Origin of the sequence: Cohnella boryungensis, assembly GCF_042651945.1 — a bacterium.
Classification (GTDB): domain Bacteria; phylum Bacillota; class Bacilli; order Paenibacillales; family Paenibacillaceae; genus Cohnella; species Cohnella boryungensis.
This window is the reverse complement of record NZ_JBHSED010000023.1, coordinates 110,840-127,211: the sequence shown is the minus strand read 5'-3', so window position 1 is coordinate 127,211 and position 16,372 is coordinate 110,840. Positions and strand designations below refer to the sequence as shown.

13 protein-coding genes are annotated in these 16,372 nt (G+C 57.4%); 4 read left to right on the top strand and 9 right to left on the bottom strand.

Going from position 1 to position 16,372, the window contains the following annotated elements; all coding sequences use genetic code 11:
• Positions 1–387 precede the first annotated feature (387 nt).
• Positions 388–2,148 carry a methyl-accepting chemotaxis protein gene (locus ACFO1S_RS13550; protein WP_204604832.1) on the bottom strand — a complete coding sequence of 587 codons (1,761 nt, stop codon included), beginning with the start codon at positions 2,146–2,148 and terminating at the stop codon, positions 388–390.
• 257 nt (positions 2,149–2,405) lie between these two features.
• Here ACFO1S_RS13550 and ACFO1S_RS13545 point away from each other — a divergent pair, with 257 nt between their 5' ends.
• Entirely contained in the window at positions 2,406–4,037 is a 1,632-nt protein-coding gene (locus tag ACFO1S_RS13545) for an SWIM zinc finger family protein (protein WP_204604833.1), read from the top strand.
• Positions 4,037–7,012 (top strand): DEAD/DEAH box helicase, encoded by a 2,976-nt coding sequence (locus tag ACFO1S_RS13540; RefSeq protein WP_204604925.1) that lies wholly within the window; start codon positions 4,037–4,039, stop codon positions 7,010–7,012. Before ACFO1S_RS13545 ends, ACFO1S_RS13540 begins: the two co-directional genes overlap by 1 nt.
• Positions 7,013–7,072: 60 nt before the next feature.
• On the opposite strand, the gene ACFO1S_RS13535 is transcribed toward ACFO1S_RS13540, so the two are convergent.
• Together ACFO1S_RS13535 and ACFO1S_RS13530 are read right to left on the bottom strand one after the other, a co-directional pair.
• The gene (locus ACFO1S_RS13535) at positions 7,073–7,351 is read right to left on the bottom strand and encodes a hypothetical protein (protein WP_204604834.1); all 279 of its coding nucleotides are present in this window, start codon (positions 7,349–7,351) and stop codon (positions 7,073–7,075) included.
• 81 nt (positions 7,352–7,432) lie between these two features.
• A complete protein-coding gene (locus ACFO1S_RS13530; protein WP_204604835.1) occupies positions 7,433–7,786 on the bottom strand; it encodes a LytTR family transcriptional regulator DNA-binding domain-containing protein in 354 nt (117 codons plus the stop codon).
• 217 nt (positions 7,787–8,003) lie between these two features.
• On the opposite strand from ACFO1S_RS13530, the gene ACFO1S_RS13525 reads away from it, so the two are divergent.
• Positions 8,004–8,366, top strand: a complete 363-nt coding sequence (locus ACFO1S_RS13525; protein ID WP_204604836.1) for a helix-turn-helix domain-containing protein — start codon at positions 8,004–8,006, stop codon at positions 8,364–8,366.
• 58 nt (positions 8,367–8,424) lie between these two features.
• Here the strand turns inward: ACFO1S_RS13525 and ACFO1S_RS13520 are convergent, their stop codons facing one another.
• Both ACFO1S_RS13520 and ACFO1S_RS13515 read right to left on the bottom strand, forming a co-directional pair.
• A complete protein-coding gene (locus ACFO1S_RS13520) occupies positions 8,425–9,054 on the bottom strand; it encodes a hypothetical protein (protein ID WP_204604837.1) in 630 nt (209 codons plus the stop codon).
• 24 nt (positions 9,055–9,078) lie between these two features.
• Entirely contained in the window at positions 9,079–9,810 is a 732-nt protein-coding gene (locus tag ACFO1S_RS13515) for a ZIP family metal transporter (RefSeq protein WP_204604838.1), read from the bottom strand.
• 184 nt (positions 9,811–9,994) lie between these two features.
• Here ACFO1S_RS13515 and ACFO1S_RS13510 point away from each other — a divergent pair, with 184 nt between their 5' ends.
• Positions 9,995–10,843, top strand: coding sequence for a lipoate--protein ligase family protein (locus tag ACFO1S_RS13510; RefSeq protein ID WP_204604839.1), 849 nt, complete (start codon positions 9,995–9,997; stop codon positions 10,841–10,843).
• 85 nt (positions 10,844–10,928) lie between these two features.
• Here the strand turns inward: ACFO1S_RS13510 and rhaS are convergent, their stop codons facing one another.
• The 4 genes from rhaS to ACFO1S_RS13490 form a co-directional block, all read right to left on the bottom strand.
• Positions 10,929–12,002, bottom strand: a complete 1,074-nt coding sequence (rhaS, locus tag ACFO1S_RS13505; protein ID WP_378126939.1) for a rhamnose ABC transporter substrate-binding protein — start codon at positions 12,000–12,002, stop codon at positions 10,929–10,931.
• 76 nt (positions 12,003–12,078) lie between these two features.
• On the bottom strand, positions 12,079–13,068 hold the full coding sequence (locus ACFO1S_RS13500; protein ID WP_204604840.1) for an ABC transporter permease: 990 nt from the start codon (positions 13,066–13,068) through the stop codon (positions 12,079–12,081).
• A gap of 3 nt (positions 13,069–13,071) precedes the next feature.
• The gene (locus ACFO1S_RS13495; protein ID WP_378126937.1) at positions 13,072–14,133 is read right to left on the bottom strand and encodes an ABC transporter permease; all 1,062 of its coding nucleotides are present in this window, start codon (positions 14,131–14,133) and stop codon (positions 13,072–13,074) included.
• A complete protein-coding gene (locus ACFO1S_RS13490; RefSeq protein ID WP_204604841.1) occupies positions 14,130–15,671 on the bottom strand; it encodes a sugar ABC transporter ATP-binding protein in 1,542 nt (513 codons plus the stop codon). Before ACFO1S_RS13490 ends, ACFO1S_RS13495 begins: the two co-directional genes overlap by 4 nt.
• Positions 15,672–16,372 lie beyond the last annotated feature (701 nt).

Sequence of the window (16,372 nt, the reverse complement as noted above, 5' to 3'; positions counted from 1 at the left end):
TGTCGACTTTGACACGAAGGCAAAGTTTGAACAAATGTATCTCGAACGTTACTCCGAGTAATCCCCCGACTAGGGTTTACACAAACTTCTTGACGCTACCCGCGATGACGTGATTTAGTTAGAATTTGCATAACTAATTGGCTTATCGGCGGCGCTACGGCGCACTTTAGTTCGACTTTGGCGAACTAATCGGCTGCTTGGCGAGGCTATGGCGGGCTTTAGTTCGACTTTGCGTAACTAACTGGTTGCTGGGCGGGGCTTCGGCGGGCTTTAGTTCGACTTTGCGTAACTAACTGGTTGCTCGACGGGAATTCATGACAAAGGAGGCGCGGACATCGTCCACGCCTCCTTCTCATCCAGCAAGCTATAAAGTTCAACGCTCCGACACTATTGAATCTTGAACTTTTGCGCTAACGCTCTCATACCCGCCGCCATCTCGCTCAGGCGCTGCGCCGAGGTCGAGATTTCGTCCATCGCCGCCTGCTGCTCCTCGGTAGCCGCCGAGATGCCGCCTGCCGCCTCTGCGGCCTTCGCGGAGCTGCGCTCCATCTGCTGCAGCGACGCGGCAATCTCTTCCGCGCTTGCGGACATCTGCTCGGCGGCTGCTGAAGCCTCCTCGGCCTGATCGGCTACGCTGCGCGTCGCCTCCAAAATGCGCCCGAACGCTTCGCCCGTCTGCCCGATGGACGCTGTGCCGGACAAGACGTCCCGCTCGCCCTTCTCCATCATCCCGCCCGCATTGGCGATTTCGGCGATGATGGTGTCGATCAGCTCGGCCACCTGGGCGGCGGACTCGTCCGAACGCTCGGCAAGCTTGCGAATCTCGCTAGCCACGACGGTGAAGCCTTTGCCATGCTCGCCCGCACGCGCCGCCTCAATGGAAGCATTCAAGGCAAGCAGATTCGTTTGCGCCGAGATTTCCCGGATAACGAGCGAGATTTCCCCGATCTGCTGCGAGCGTTCTCCCAATCGGCTCACGACCTGCCCCAGCTCGCTGACCGTCTCGCTGATCGTGTGCATCCGATCCGAGGATTGGTGGATCAGACGATTGCCTTCCTCCGCCTCCTCCAGCGTAGCGGCAGAGGCTTCGAATGTCGTCGCCGAGGCCTTCGCGATTCGATCGATGCCGACCGTCATCTCTTCCATCGCTTTCGACGTCTCCTCGACGCTGGATGCCTGCGCTTCATTGTTGGCCGCTAATCCGGCCAGCGATTCCGCAGTCTGATGCGCCGTTTTAACCGTTTCCTCGATCACCTTGGACAATCGGCCGGAGGAGCTGGCAAGCGCGTTCGCGCTCAACAGCTGATTGCCCGCCAGCTCCTTCAGATTGTGGGACAGGCGGTTAAAGGACGCTGCCATGCCCCCGATTTCGTCCTGGTTGCCGACGCGAACCTCCTCTATGGTCAGATCGCCTTCCGCCATTCTCTCCGCCATCTTCGTCACTCGAATGACCGGGCGGGAGATATGCTCTCCGAACAGCACAAGCGCAATGAGTCCCCCGAACAAGCAGGAGGCCAGCGTCACCCATATCGCCCACAGAATGGCACGCTGTCCGCCATCGTAGTCCTTCATATAAGAGCCGGCCGCGATAATCCAGCCCCAATGGGGATCGACCTCGGCGTAAACGACCTTGGAGGCCTCCTCCGACGAATTCGGCAACGGCCAGTCGTAGTAGGTGAAGCCTCCGCCGTTCAGCGCGGATTGCACAACCTCGCGAATGTAGTAGGTTCCGTCGGTGGTCTGCTTGTCCCAGATATTCTCTCCTTCTATGCTGGGATGAGCCAGCAGGTTCCCCTTGTCGTCCAGCACATAGAAATACCCGTTCTCGCCCAAATCTATCGCACTATTAATCGGTCTCGTATGATCCGCCTGCATCTCTCCGAGCAGCATCACCCGCAGGCTCTCCTCGGCTTCCGCTCGCGTAATGGATTCGTTGCGGACCGATTGATCCAGCGTATTCAGCGTTTCCAGCGCCATTCTTACATTGTTTTTCAACCCGTGCTCGATCAGCTCCGATGTCTCGCTGGAGGAGACGTTATTAGCCACTACCCCCAAGATTATAATCGGAACGAGCAGCAAAAAGACCCCTACCGCCAACAGCTTTTTGCGTATAGTGAGCTTGAATCGAACTTTAGTACCTGTTGCCATTGTGTCGGCCTCCCATGTTGCCTTTGTCTGGTTAATTCAACCTATTTTCTTGGTACTTCCGATCATCATAACAGATCGGCAAATGACCTGAATATCGTTTCTCCGACGTTTTGAGACAATTGTGTGAACGGTTTCGCAACACCTGCCGGGACTGCGGGACAATCGCTCCTCTCCTCTTCCGGTCGAGCAAAGAAATGACGCAAATGCTATAATTATGGAGTTAACCCGACCATACTTTCGTGGGGAGTTTATATATAATGATACCTACTTACGAGCTTGGCGACGAGGATTGGAACAAGCTGGTCCAGGACGTGGCCGACCACTTCGGCGAAGTCATGATGAGCAGAGGGTTTCAATACTTCAAGCGGGGGCGCGTCGTGAAGCTGACGATTCCCTCCCCGAGGCTTGTGAAGGCCCTTGTCGAAGGCGGAGACCTGTATCACGTCGAGTTGAACCTGGATTCCTTTGCGGCCAGCCGCTGCGGTTGTCCAGTGGGCAACTACTGCAAGCACATGTTCGCCGTTATTCTGAAATATGCAGATCTGCACAACCGTTCGATCCATACGCTCGTGAATGCCAAGTCCATCTCCGGCTCGGCCAGGACGGCCGCCTCCAATCCTCAGGCCAAGGTGCAAAACGCCCGGAAAGCCGGAGAGGAGCTTCAGCGGCTGCAGGAGCAAACCAAACGCCTTAATGCCATGAGCGTGCCCGAATGGCACGAATGGTTTGCCAAAGTAACGGAACGCTTCGCGCAGAGCGCCAAAAACGCGCAGTTCGTCAACGACGCCCTTGCCGCGATCTATCGGGTAAAGCCCGTGCTTCCGCCAGAAGTTGAGTCCTGGTTCGTCCTGCATGCTCAATTGTTCGTGCTGGCCAAGCTGACCAAGCAGTCTCCGGATCAGACCGGATATGTCTATGCCTACCTGGCCTTTCATACGCATCATGCAGCCTCCGACCTGCAGGATTCCATTCGGCAAAAAATCGCGCAGGCCGTGCCTTCAGTCTGGGAGCCGGAACACGCCTTGAGGGTCATCCAGACGCTTGATTATGTTCGGAAGGAAATGCTGGCGGAGGCGAACGAAAATCGCTACTTCCTTCACCATTATCTGGAGCTATGGACTTTGTGGATTTCTCCCCGCGTGCCTGACGGGTCGGCTTACGGAGAAGAGCTGAACAGACTGAACGAATCTGCGGAGGCGCTGGGCTCTTCGTTGTCCCGCTTCGCGTGGAAAATGGCGCTCGGCGCTATCCGGGCTTTCCAGGCCGAAGATTCGGAAGCTTGGAGGCAATTGACGGGGGCAAGCGGAATCCACCCTATCCCAACGGAGTTATTGCTGAGGTTCCCGGCACAGCTCGCACAAGAGGAGCAATGGAGCAGATTGGCTGCCTGGCTCGTCGAAATTACGCCGCTGCTCAGCGAGCGAAGAAGCGGCGGCTTGCGCGCTTATTCGGACTACTGGGAGGCCGCTGTGCAGCATTGTCCGGAAGCCGAGCCGCGCATGTGGGACGCCCTCATGTCCATGCTCCCCCAAGCCCGTGCCCTCTACGAGGAAAAGCTGCTGGAGAACGGGAAGTGGCAGCGCTGGATGGATTATCAGCTCGCTATGGAAAGCGATCCCTCGGATTTTCGGGTTGCGGAGCTGGCCCCGCTGGAGAAGAACGCTCCGGAGCTGCTGCTGCCCTTCTACCACCAGGCGGTAGAGAAGTATGTGCTGCTGAAGAACAGACACAGCTACAAAATCGCGGTCAAGCTGCTCAAGAGACTTGCGAAGCTATATAAGAAGCTGAAGCAGGAGCCGCGCTGGGAACAGTTTCTGGACTCGTTCATCGGCAGGCATAGCCGATTGCGCGCACTGCAGGAGGAGCTTCGGAAAGGGAAGCTGCTATGATGATATCCCGCACCCACACGCCCTCGATCTACATCCGCGTCTTGTTGGGCGGATACGGGGACGCCTTGATTCACGGCTCTTATGATCACTCTCAATCGGCTCCGGGCCTCGCCCTCAAGCATGCGTTGTTCGCCTGGCATGAAGCTTCCTTCTACGGCACGGAGCTGGACGTTCATCAGCTTGAAGGCATCGAAGCCGTTGTGCTGCCCGCCGAGATGGTGCTTCCCTTCTTCGCCGGGCTGAACGTGCTTCAGCATGTCGAATGGGTCTGGGACGATCTTGCCCAAAGGCTCATTCAAGCGGCCCCGTTGCTAATGCAACGCGTCGAAGCCAAACATTACCACCCTAGCTATGAGGCTTTCCAATCGGGAAAGCTGCACTGGACATGGGAGGAGGACACGTTGTCGGAGGAGGAACGCGCCCTGCTGGCCGCCTCGGAGGACGAGGACTTCATGAACGGACTGCGCGCCGCCTTCTCTGCGGCCGTGTTCGCTAAGCATTACGGCTTGCCTACGTCGGCGGGAGATCTTCGCAGAGAATATCCGCAACTGTTTTCCGACAAAACGAATGCCTTGCAGGGGCTGGACGAACGGGACTGGCTCGTCGCCATCGGCTGGAAAGCGGATAACGCCCCGTTCCGTCCCGCATTGCAGCTTCTTGAACCGGACGAGTACGAGGAGGTCTGGCGGCTGCGCCTTGTTCTGCAGGACAAGGCCGACTCGTCCGCGATCTGGCCCGTTCGCCTGGCCGCAAGCGGCGAGCTGCTAGGCGCTTGGCCGCCCGAATGGACGGCTCACATTCGTCAGCGCTCCCTGCGCTGGCTCGAACGGCTGCTCTCGTTGCTTCCCGACGATCGCTTTAACGGAGAGCCCCGCGATCTCTTCGCCGAGCCGTTGGAGGACGATATCGCGTGGCGCTTCTTGACCGTCGACGCTCCACGGCTTCTGGAGGCCGGCTGGCATGTGCTTCTCCCCGCATGGTGGGAAACCGCCAGCCGGAAGAAGCCCCGCTTGCGCGCGAAGATCGGCTCCGGCGAAGGAGGCCGGACCGGCGGTTCGCTGTTCGGGCTCGATTCGCTCGTCGATTTCGACTGGCGGATCGCTATCGGGGACCTGGATCTGACCGAGGCGGAATTCGCCGAGCTGGTCGCCCGCAATGCGCGGCTCGTTCGGTTCAGGGGACAGTGGATTCCGCTTGATCCCGCCCTGCTGGCGCAAATTCGCAAAGCGATGGCCGCCGTAGACAAACGGCAGGGACTTTCCTTCCAGGACGTGCTGCAACTGCACCTGCTCGGAGATGAGGGAACCTTCGTCGACGAAGCCGCTGCGGAGGATCGGGAAGCCGAGCGAGCCGAGCGAATTCGCCTGGAGGTCGAGCTGAACGAGCACCTCCTTAAGCTGGTAGGGCAGCTGACCCAGCAAGCGGAGCAGCCCAAGCTGGCTTCGCCTGCCGGGCTCCGCGCGGAGCTGCGCCCTTATCAGCAGGAGGGCTACAGCTGGCTCAGCTTTCTGCGGCGCTTCGGGCTTGGCGCTTGCCTGGCGGATGACATGGGCCTTGGCAAAACCGTGCAGCTTATCGCCTACCTGCTGCACATCCAGGAATCCGGAGCCGCGAATGCCGAAGATCGGCCGCCTTCGCTGATCGTATGTCCGACCTCCGTGCTGGGCAACTGGCAGAAGGAGATCAGCCGCTTCGCTCCCTCCTTGAAGGTGATGCTGCACTATGGCGGCAAACGACTGAACGGAGAGGACTTCATTCGGGAAGCGTTCGAGGCCGATGTCGTACTGACTTCCTACGCGACCTGCTCGCTGGATCAGGAGACGCTGCAGGAGATCGTCTGGACCTCCATCAGCCTGGACGAGGCGCAAAATATTAAGAACGCTCAGACCAAACAAGCGACCGTGCTGCGCAGCCTGCGCGCGCGTCATCGCATCACCCTGACGGGAACGCCGATCGAGAACCGACTGTCGGAGCTGTGGTCGCTGTACGACTTTATGAATCCCGGCTATCTGGGGAGCTCCCGCGATTTCAACCAACGCTTCGCTTTGGCGGTGGAGAAGGACAAGGACGAGCAGCGGATCACTGACCTCCAGAAGCTGATCAAGCCGTTCATGCTTCGCCGCAAGAAGAAGGACCCGGCCATCCAACTGGACCTGCCGGACAAGAACGAGATGAAAACCTATGTTCATCTTACGGCCGAGCAAGGCGCCCTGTACGAGCAGAAGGTCAACGAGCTAATGGAGAAAATGCAAAAGATGGAGGGCATCGAGCGCAAAGGCGCGATTCTGGCCGCCCTGACTCAATTGAAGCAATTGTGCGATCATCCGATCCTGATCACGAAGGAAGCCTTGCCGGAGGCGGGCCCGCCCGGTACGCCGGAGCAGTCCTTACTGGACGCCGACGCTTTGATCGGCCGCTCCTCCAAGCTGGAGCGCTTGCTCGCTATGGTCAAGGAGCTTCGCGAGGAGGGGGATCGGTGCCTGATCTTCACGCAATATATCGGCATGGGGGAAATGCTCAAGAGAATTATGGAGCAGGAGCTGGATGAGCAGGTGCTTTACTTGAACGGCAGCACGCCTAGGGCCGTGCGGGACCGGATGATCGAGCAGTTCCAGGCCAGCGCGCCGGCGCAGCCGTCCCCGGACAATCCCGGCGTGTTCGTCCTGTCGCTGAAGGCCGGGGGAGTCGGCTTGAATCTGACGGCCGCGAACCACGTCTTTCATTTCGACCGCTGGTGGAACCCGGCCGTCGAGAACCAGGCGACGGATCGCGCCTATCGAATGGGCCAGACTCGGGACGTCCAGGTTCACAAGTTTATTTCGCTCGGCACGCTGGAGGAACGTATCGACGAAATGCTGGAAAACAAGCAACAGCTCAGCGAGAATGTCATCTCCTCTTCCGAGGGGTGGATTACAGAGCTGTCTACGGAAGAATTGAAGGACCTCTTTACGCTGCGACGCGATTTCGTGGGATGACATACCGCCTCGTCAAAAAACCCGCCGGGAGTCCCGGCGGGTTGATTTTTGGCATTGCGCCTATAGATGACGATGAGCTTTGCCTGAACGGATTCTACGGCGGATAGCGGCATTGCCCGCGATAACCGTCAGCGATCCCAAGATCAGTCCGGCCGATGACGCAGCCACGGCGCTCGCCCCGAGCGACGACACGACCGAGCCGGCCGTCAGCCCCAACGTAGTTCCGATAGTAGCCGTTACGAAGCTTAGGGACCTGGCCGCGGGCGACACAGAACCGGTTCCCACGACAGTCGCGCAAGCGATGGATACGAAAACGCCGGCCACAAGCAGCAAGAGCATACGATCACCTCTTCTAGTAAAGGATGGCTTTACTAGAATGGACAGTAATTCTGCCGCTTAAACTCCCCGCTCGTACTTTTTTCAGCTATCCAAGCCGACTTCCTTCACGGTCCTCAGATAGGAACGAATTTGCTTCTGCGTCCTGCCGGATACCGGCGTGATGATCTCCCCGTTGCTCGTCCTCAGCTTGACAATATTCAGGATACCATCGAACTGCTCGATGCGTTCGGGGTTCAGCAGCGTTCCCCGATCGGTGCGAAACCACCCGGAATCCTCCAGCAGCTCCGACATCTCCTTGACCGTGGAGATCATTTTGAACTCGTCATCATAGGAATAAATCGTCATTTTCCCCGTTCCGTTCGTCTGCAGATACACAATCTCCTTCACATCAAGCAAGCGATACTCTCCTCTGGAATTCAAGAGCGACAGAAGCATAACGTTCCCCCTTGGCGAATGATGAGCATGCGACGGCACGGATCGACAATACGATCTGAAAATCCTGCGAACCGCGTCGAAAATAATCGAACGTCTTGATTATAACTTTAAATGCGATTTATGGATACAATAATTAACCATTGTTGTATTCCTCTACACCTTCATTCCCTCATGCACCTTTTCTACACTTAAAAGTAATGAGAGGTGAGCGCGATTTATGGAGAAGGACATCCTGAAGCTGGTCGGGAAGCGTATCCGCAGCTTGCGCAAGGAACGGGGACAATCGCAGGAGCAGCTCGGGGAAAAGGGCGGTTTTCATTACTCCTATATCGGACAGATAGAGCGGGGCGAGAAAAACATCTCTTTGCTCAATCTGGCCAAAATTGCGGAAGCGCTGGAGGTCAGCCTATCGCAATTGTTCACGTACATCGACGGCGAAGAGAAGCGCACCGAGTCCGAGGCGGATCTCCAGGAAATCGTATCGACGCTAAGGTACCAGAGGCCCGATCAAGTTCGCATGGTTCGCAATGTCGTCCGGGAAATTCTCGGCGATAATGACCAATATACGACCCGCAAATAGCAACAACGGCAATCTCCTGCGCGCCGCGGCGCGGGAAGATTGCCGTTGTTGCTTTAAGTTAAGGCTTGGCATAGCGCAGGATGGCTGCCGCGGCGCGTTCGCGCCTCTCCGCATCCTCGCATCTCATCGCCTGTCTCAGAATGTTCAGCGCCTCCTCGACGGTCTGCCGATCGACTAGCGGCGACGGCTCCGGCGCGGATACCAAGCCCGCCGGGTTCGGCCCTATCCAATCGTCCAATTGCGCCGCAGCCAGCGGATAACCGAAAGCATGAACGGCCCCCGGCTCCTCCAGCCACTTCTGGACGAGCGAGTTGAATTGGGAGCGATGGATGCGATGAAGCCAGGTCACGCCGCGCCGATGAGCGTTCACCCGATCAAGGGGCTCCGGCGAGGACACATAATAATAATCGCCGACATCCCCCAGATAGACGAAGTCCCCATGCTCGACCAGAATGCGATCTCCATCCTCCACCGAATGAGCGAAGGCGTGAAGCTCCTCGGCGCGCTTCTCCAGCTCAGGGCTCCATGCGCCGCCATAAGCCGCCGCGAGCTTTGCCCGGATTTCGTTCTTGTCGAGACGCTCCATATCTCCTATGCCAGGGCAGGAAAGGCTGACGAAATGCTCCTCCAGAAACGCCTTCATCTGCTCTTCCGAGCGCTCGTCAAGTCTTATATGAAACAAATTCATAGGCTTTCCCTCCACACCGCATCCTTACCCAAACCAATGGCTTATATATAACATGGCCAACAGCCCGATGATGAACGAATACGTCGAAGGACGCTCATAGCCGTGTCCATGGCTCTCGGGAATGAGCTCCTTATAGGCGATGAACAGCATGGCCCCGGCCGCGAAAGCCAACCCGTAGCCGATCAGATTCTCGATGCTGCTTGCCGTAAAATAGCCGATGACTGCAGATACAGCCTCCATCAGGCCGGTCAAAAAAACGATCCAGAACGATTTCAGCTTGCTGACCTTAGAGTTGATCAGGAACACCGCTAGAATAAGCCCTTCCGGCATATTCTGAGCGCCTATGGAGATCGCAACCATCGGTCCAAGCCCCTGATTCTCGCTGGCATAGCTGAAGCCGGTGCTCAGCCCTTCCGGGATATTGTGAATGAATAAGGCAATGATGACCAAGAGCGACTTGGAGTCGAACGAGCTCACGCGGCTATCGTTCTCCACGTCGATGTGCGGAATGTTTTTCTCGATCAGATCCAGCGCCAGAATGCCGATCAGGATGCCCAGCGTGAGGGCAATCATTCCCGATTCCTTAATCGCCTGAGGCATCAGTCCGAACGTGGAGGCGGACACCATAATTCCGGCCGTGAAAGCGACCAGAATGTCCTTCCATTTCTCGGACAGCTTTCTAATGAAAAAAATAGGAGCAGCCCCCAGCACGGTAGCCATGGCGGAGATGAAGCTCCCGAGTATAGCGGACTCCAACGCGATAGACTCCCTTCGGGCCGAATCAAGATAGCGGATATGACTTGATTCTAATTCGTATCCGGCGGGTTTGCAACGTCTTCCGTCCGGGGAAGAGAAGCTCCGCGCGCATCCCGGATGGTTGCCGCGGCTTTCCGCGATCGGGTATGCTGGAGGGAAAGGAGCTTGCTTGGAGGGAACATAGATGAACGACAGCGATATCCCTTGGGTGTCCGGCATGGCGATCCTCGATCGGACGACGGAAGCCGCTTCCCCGGACGTTGTCCGCTCCTTCGCACTGGACGAGTTGCTGGGCAAGGCCGCAGGGAACGGAGGTCAGCCCGTCTGTCACCTCTGGCGTCACCAGAGAGCTTTCGTGATGGGAACGAGAGACAGTCGGCTGCCTCTTGCGGCAGAGGCGATCCGTCGATTGGAGGAGGCCGGCTATTCCACGCTCGTGCGCAATTCCGGGGGAGCGGCGGTGCCGCTTGATCTCGGTGTCGTGAACCTCTCTCTGATTCTACCGATCAGCGAAGGCAAGCAGGACTTCCGTACGGATTTCGAGCGTATGCACCGCTTGATTCGCCGAACAGTTGCAGCCGGGGGGCGAGAGATAGACCGGGGAGAAGTCGCGGGCTCCTATTGTCCGGGAGATTACGATCTGCAGCTGGACGGGCTGAAATTCTGCGGAATCGCCCAGCGGCGCCAATTGCGGGCGATGATCATCCAGGCCTTCATCGTGGTTGAAGGCTCGGGGGTGCAGCGCGGAGAGCTGGTTCGGGCCTTCTACGAGCGGGCAGCATCCGGCGCGGAATCCGACAGCTTTCCGGCCGTTCGGCCGGAGGTCATGACAAGTCTGGCTGAGCGCTCCGTTAAGGGCCTTGGCACGGCGAAAGCCTTCACGGAGGGCATTATTCGAACGCTGACAGAGTTCGGGGCTACACCTCAGAGCGAAGGAAGCGCAGGCATGCGATGGCCCGACGAATCGGCCATCGCGGAGATGAGCCGGCAATTGAGGGCTCGCCACCCTGCCGCGTCTGAAGGGGCCCGTTAAGCGAAGCGGGCGTCTCGAACGGGAAGGAGCCGTTTCCGCAGGTCCGACTCGACCGCGGGAACGGCTCCTTCCGCAAGCTAATGAATCAATAGACGGCTTTCCATTCCGCAATGTTGGACGCATCGAACTTGAACGGGTCGCCCAGCATGATCTGCGTGCCATCCCCGTCCGGGATGACTTCCTTCTCGCCCAGGGCACCGGCGGTAAACTTATCGCCGGCTTTGCCGGTAATCGTCCCCTTCACGAGCGCGTCTGCCGCATACCCGGACAGGTATCCGACGTCAAGCGGATTCCACAGGTACATCCACGGGCAGACGCCGCTTTCGATGTACTCGGCCATTTCGCTCGGCAGACCGAGCCCAGTCAGCTGCACCTTGCCCTTCAAGCCTTTATCCGTCAACACTTTGCCTGCTGCGGCTATCCCTACCGTCGTTGGCGCGATAATGCCCTTCAGATTGGGATAGGATTTCAGCAGCGCTTCCGTCTCGGATACGCTCTTGTCGCGAAGATCGTCTCCGTAAGCCACTTTAACCAGCTTCACGTCCTTGTATTTCGGGTCCTCCAGTTCCTTCTTCATCCACTCGATCCACACATTCTGATTCGTCGCCTGGGAGGTCGCGCTTAGAATCGCAATCTCGCCGGAGCCGCCGATCATCTCCACCACGCCCTGGATCAACGTGCGGCCGATCCGCTCGGGGTCGGCTTGATTGACATGGACGAGACGGCTTTGCGCATTAACCGCGGAATCCAGAGAAAGCACCTTAATGCCCGCGTTCATCGCCTTCTCCAGCGCAGGCTGAAGCGCGTCGGGATCGTTGCCGACGATCGCCAGAGCGTCCGCCTTCTGCGAGATCAGCTCTTCGATCATCGTGATCTGGGCTTCGGCGGTCGGTTGATCCGGAGCCTTGAGGATAGCCTCGTAGCCCAGCTCTTCTATCGCCTTCTTGTAGCCTTCCATTTCCTTCTCCCCGTAAGGGTTGCCGGTATTCTTGAAGATGATGGCAAACTTCTTCTTGCCGCCCGCGTCCCCGGACCCGGAGCTTGCCTTCGGATCGCCCGAGGCTTGGTTGCCCCCGCTGTTGGCGCTGTTGCTCCCGCATGCCGAGACCAAGACCATCAGCATGATGGCTGTCAGGCAAATACCGAGAAATTTTTTCACTTTCTTTTCCTCCCTTTTTCGCTCTGAGCTTGAATCTATACAAAACGGCTGTGAGCCGTCATGTAGCGCGTTTCGGTCACTTCTTGCGCCCGGAGGCGAATCGCTGCTTCAGCTGAGGAATCGCTACGGAGAGGATCAGCAGCAGGCCCAAGACGATAAGAAGCATCTGCGCGGAGACGTTCACAAGACCGAGGCCGTACCGCAGGAAACCGATCAGGAACACCGCAAGAATCGCTCCGATCATTCGGCCCTTCCCCCCGGCTGTGCTGATCCCCCCGAGCACGACCATCGCGATCACTTCGAGCTCGTAGCCCATCGCGATATTCGGACGCGTGCTGCCCATTCTGGAGGTCAGGAACAGCGCCGTAATCGCCGACATCACACCGGCCAGCGTAAAGACGACAAGCTTGATTCGGTCGACCTGAATGCCGGAGAACCGGGCGGCCGTCGCATTATTGCCCATCGCATACAAGATTCTTCCGAAGAGGGTCTTGTGAAGCAGCAGCCAGAAGACAACCGCGAAGAAGACGAAGGCAATGAGAATAAACGGAATGCCGCCGACGTAACCCCATCCCAGAAATTTAAACCAGCTCGGAAATTTGCCGGAGGCCTGATCCTCCAAGAGGATATAGGCTATCCCCCGATAGATGATCATGGTCGCCAGCGTAACGATGACCGCCGACAGCTCCTTGTATTTCACGATCAGCAAGCCGTTAATCCACCCGGACAGCGTGCCTACCGCAAGGCAGACCAGCATGGCCCACTCCATCGGAAGCCCGTGATTGTACAGATCGGCCATAATGACCGAGCATAAGGCGACAATCGAGCCGACGGAAATATCGATGTCCCCAAGCAGAATGATGAATACCATCGGCAGGACGATAAAAGCTTTGTCCAAAAAACCCATCGTCGCGTCTCGCAGATTCGCGGAATCAAGAAAGTAGTCGGACAGATTCGAGTTCATGACGAAGACGGCTGCAAGGAGAAGGACCAGCAGCCACTCCCATTGGAAGAAAAAGCCCTTCAGCGTCCATTCCTTCTTGTTGGCAATCAGTCTCTGTTCCATGGCTTATATTTTCCTCCTCATCAGGTTGTTGCGGTCGATCCCCCGTTTCACCAGAGCGTTAACCAGCACGGCTATGAGGATGATCGCGCCTTGAATGAAGTTTTGCCAGAACGGCGATACGTTGATCATTGGCAGTGCGTTGTTCAAGATGCCCAGCAGAATGGAGCCGAGTACAATCCCGGAGATTTTCCCCACCCCGCCCGCAATGCTTACGCCGCCCAGCACGCAGGCCGCGATGACGCTAAGCTCGTAGCCCGAAGCCGTGTCTCCTTGAGCGGATGCGAATTTGGACACCCACAGAACGCCGGCCAGCCCGGACAGTCCCCCCATAATCGAGTAGACCAGCCACAGGATTCTGCCGGAACGAATGCCGCTGATCTCTGCGGAGCCTGGGTTGCTGCCGACCGCGTAAATTCTGCGTCCCGTCCGCGTATGGCTGACGAAATAATAAGCGATGAGGTAGATAGCGATCGCAATCAGAATGAGATTGTTGATCCCCAGCAGCGATCCCGTCGCAATGCCCTTAAAGCTTGCCGGCATCTGATGGGCGCTCACCCATTTCCCTCCGCTCGTCTCGAAGGTCAGCCCCCGGAAGACGTTCATCATGCCCAAGGTGGCGATAATCGGCAGGATGTTCACCCACGAGACCAGAAATCCAATAACGATGCCGCATGCAAGGCCGATACCGATACCCAGTCCGACGGCGAGCAGAGGATGCAGGCCCGGATAGTGGCTTACGGTGAGCGCTGCAATCATGCCCGATAACGCCAGCGTCGCCCCGATAGACAGATCAATGCCGCGCGTAATGATAACGAGCATCATGCCCACGGCGAGAATGCTGAGAATAGCCGTGTTCGTGGCAATATCGCTGATGTTCTCCCAAGTCAGGAAGCTCGGGTTGCGCAGCTGCACGCCAAGGGATAGCAATACAATAAACGCCAACAGCCCCAATTCCCTGAACCTCGCGATATACGCGCTAATCGACATGGAGGTTTTTTCTTGCCCGGCATGCGCAACCGACAGCGCCGCCGATTCGGCTGCGGGATTCATCCCTTTTCTCTTCATGCCTCAGCCCGCCTTTGCCCGCCCGTCTCAGACGTCGATTTCGTATCATCCATAGAAGCCGCAAGGATGGCTTCTTGCGTCAGGCCCTGGCGGTCGAGAATCGCCGTAATTCGGCCTTCTCTCATGACCGCGACCCTGTCGCACATTCCGATCATCTCGGGCATCTCCGAAGACACGAGCAGTATGCCGTATCCCGCGCAGGCAAGATCGCTGATCATTTCATAGATCGCGGATTTCGCCCCGACATCCACCCCCTTGGTCGGCTCGTCGAGAATCAGCACGTCAAGCTCTCCCGTCAGCAGCTTGGCGAACACCACCTTCTGCTGATTGCCCCCGGACAGAGAGCCAGCCAAGTCAAAGACGCTTTTCGCCTTCACGCCAACCTTCTCTGCCAGCCGCTTGGCGGTGTCCAGCTCCTTGCGCGTGTCCAGCATGCCGCTGCGGACGAACTTCTGAAGCGCGGAAAGCGTGATGTTGCGCCCGATATCCCATTGCAGCACCAGTCCCTGTTTCTGCCGATCCTCCGGCAAATAGCCGATGCCTTGACGCATAGCGTCCTTTGGACTTCTTACCTGAAGCTCCTTGCCCTTGAACATGATCTTTCCCTTGTCCGGCTTCGCCACCCCGAAGAGCGTCTCGCAGACCTCTGTTCGTCCCGCGCCGACAAGACCGGTTAGCCCTAATATTTCGCCTCTTCTTAGCGTGAAGGAGACGTCGGCGAAATACCCCGTTCGGCCCAGCCCCTCCAGTCGAAGCAGTTCCTCTCCGATCTGCGCCTCCTTCTTGGGAAACAGCTGCGAAATTTCCCGGCCCACCATCGCGATGATCAGGTCCGGGTTCGAAATTTCGTCGACATTCCAGGTGCCGATGTACTTCGAATCCCGAAATACCGTCACCTTGCCGGCCAGCCGATACATATCCTCAAAGCGATGCGAGATGAAAATAATCGAAGCCCCGTTGTCCCGCAGACGTTCCGTAATCCGGTACAGCTCCTCGCTCTCGTTTTTCGTCAGTGCGGCTGTCGGTTCGTCCATAATAATAATTTTGGCATCCACCGAGAGCGCTTTCGCAATTTCGACGATTTGCTGCTCGGCCACGCTTAGCGCGCCCATCAGCGTTTTCGGACTAAAGCTCGCTCGCAGCTCCTTCAGCAACCGTCCCGCTTCCTCGTGCATGTCGCGCCAACGAATCCGTCTCGTCGTTTTTTGTATTTTCTCGTGACCCATAAATATGTTTTCCGTCACGCTTAAATCCGGATAGCTCGTCACGTGCTGATAGATGGCCGCAATCCCGGCTTTCTGCGCATCCGTCGGATGGCCGAAAGCGACCTTCCTCCCGTTCAGAAACATTTCACCTTCTTCCGGCGCGTGCACGCCGGTAATGACTTTGATGAAGGTCGATTTGCCTGCGCCGTTCTCGCCCATCAAAGCGTGAATTTCGCCCGGTCTCAGCTTGAAATAGACGTCATCCAGCGCTCTGACTCCCGGGAATATTTTCGTGATGCCTTTAAGCTCCAATACGTATTCGGCCTCTGCCATTCCCCGACTCCTCCCTCTAGCTGGCGCTCTATGTAGCTATAAGCTTACAGGCCGAAGGAGGAGCTCCATAGGAGACATTATTCAGGTATGGGGGATAAACTTCGGATCATGATCGGCAAAAAAAGGCTGCTTGAGCAGCTGAGATACCTCTGGGGGCTTTGGCGTGCTTTAGTTCGACTTTGCGTAACTAATCGGAGGCTTGGCGGGGCTTTGGCTGGCTGTAGTTCGGCTTTGCGCAACTAATTGGCTGCTCGGCGGGGCTCTGGCTCGCTGTAGTTCGGCTTTGCGTAACTAATTGGCTGCTCGGCGGGGCTCTGGCTCGCTGTAGTTCAACTTTGCGTAACTAATCGGAGGCTTGGCGGGGCTTTGGCTCGCTGTAGTTCGGCTTTGCGCAACTAATTGGCTACTCGGCGGGGCTCTGGCGCGCTTTAGTTCGACTTTGCGTAACTAATCGGAGGCTTGGCGGGGCTTTGGCTCGCTGTAGTTCGGCTTTGCGTAACTAATTGGCTGCTCGGCGGGGCTCTGGCTCTCTGTAGTTCGGCTTTGCGTAACTAATCGGAGGCTTGGCGGGGCTTTGGCGCGCTGTAGTTCGGCTTTGCGTAACTAATCGGAGGCTTGGCGGGGCTTTGGCGTGCTCTAGTTCGACTTTGCGTAACTAATCGGAGGCTTGGCGGGGCTTTGGCGCGCTGTAGTTCGGCTTT

Excerpts from the sequence above, each read along its gene's own strand:
- ACFO1S_RS13550 (WP_204604832.1), bottom strand. The coding sequence starts at position 2,148 with ATGGCAACAGGTACTAAAGTTCGATTCAAGCTCACTATACGCAAAAAG.
- ACFO1S_RS13545 (WP_204604833.1), top strand. The coding sequence starts at position 2,406 with ATGATACCTACTTACGAGCTTGGCGACGAGGATTGGAACAAGCTGGTC.
- ACFO1S_RS13540 (WP_204604925.1), top strand. The coding sequence starts at position 4,037 with ATGATATCCCGCACCCACACGCCCTCGATCTACATCCGCGTCTTGTTG.
- ACFO1S_RS13535 (WP_204604834.1), bottom strand. The coding sequence starts at position 7,351 with ATGCTCTTGCTGCTTGTGGCCGGCGTTTTCGTATCCATCGCTTGCGCG.
- ACFO1S_RS13530 (WP_204604835.1), bottom strand. The coding sequence starts at position 7,786 with ATGCTTCTGTCGCTCTTGAATTCCAGAGGAGAGTATCGCTTGCTTGAT.
- ACFO1S_RS13525 (WP_204604836.1), top strand. The coding sequence starts at position 8,004 with ATGGAGAAGGACATCCTGAAGCTGGTCGGGAAGCGTATCCGCAGCTTG.
- ACFO1S_RS13520 (WP_204604837.1), bottom strand. The coding sequence starts at position 9,054 with ATGAATTTGTTTCATATAAGACTTGACGAGCGCTCGGAAGAGCAGATG.
- ACFO1S_RS13510 (WP_204604839.1), top strand. The coding sequence starts at position 9,995 with ATGAACGACAGCGATATCCCTTGGGTGTCCGGCATGGCGATCCTCGAT.
- ACFO1S_RS13500 (WP_204604840.1), bottom strand. The coding sequence starts at position 13,068 with ATGGAACAGAGACTGATTGCCAACAAGAAGGAATGGACGCTGAAGGGC.
- ACFO1S_RS13495 (WP_378126937.1), bottom strand. The coding sequence starts at position 14,133 with ATGAAGAGAAAAGGGATGAATCCCGCAGCCGAATCGGCGGCGCTGTCG.
- ACFO1S_RS13490 (WP_204604841.1), bottom strand. The coding sequence starts at position 15,671 with ATGGCAGAGGCCGAATACGTATTGGAGCTTAAAGGCATCACGAAAATA.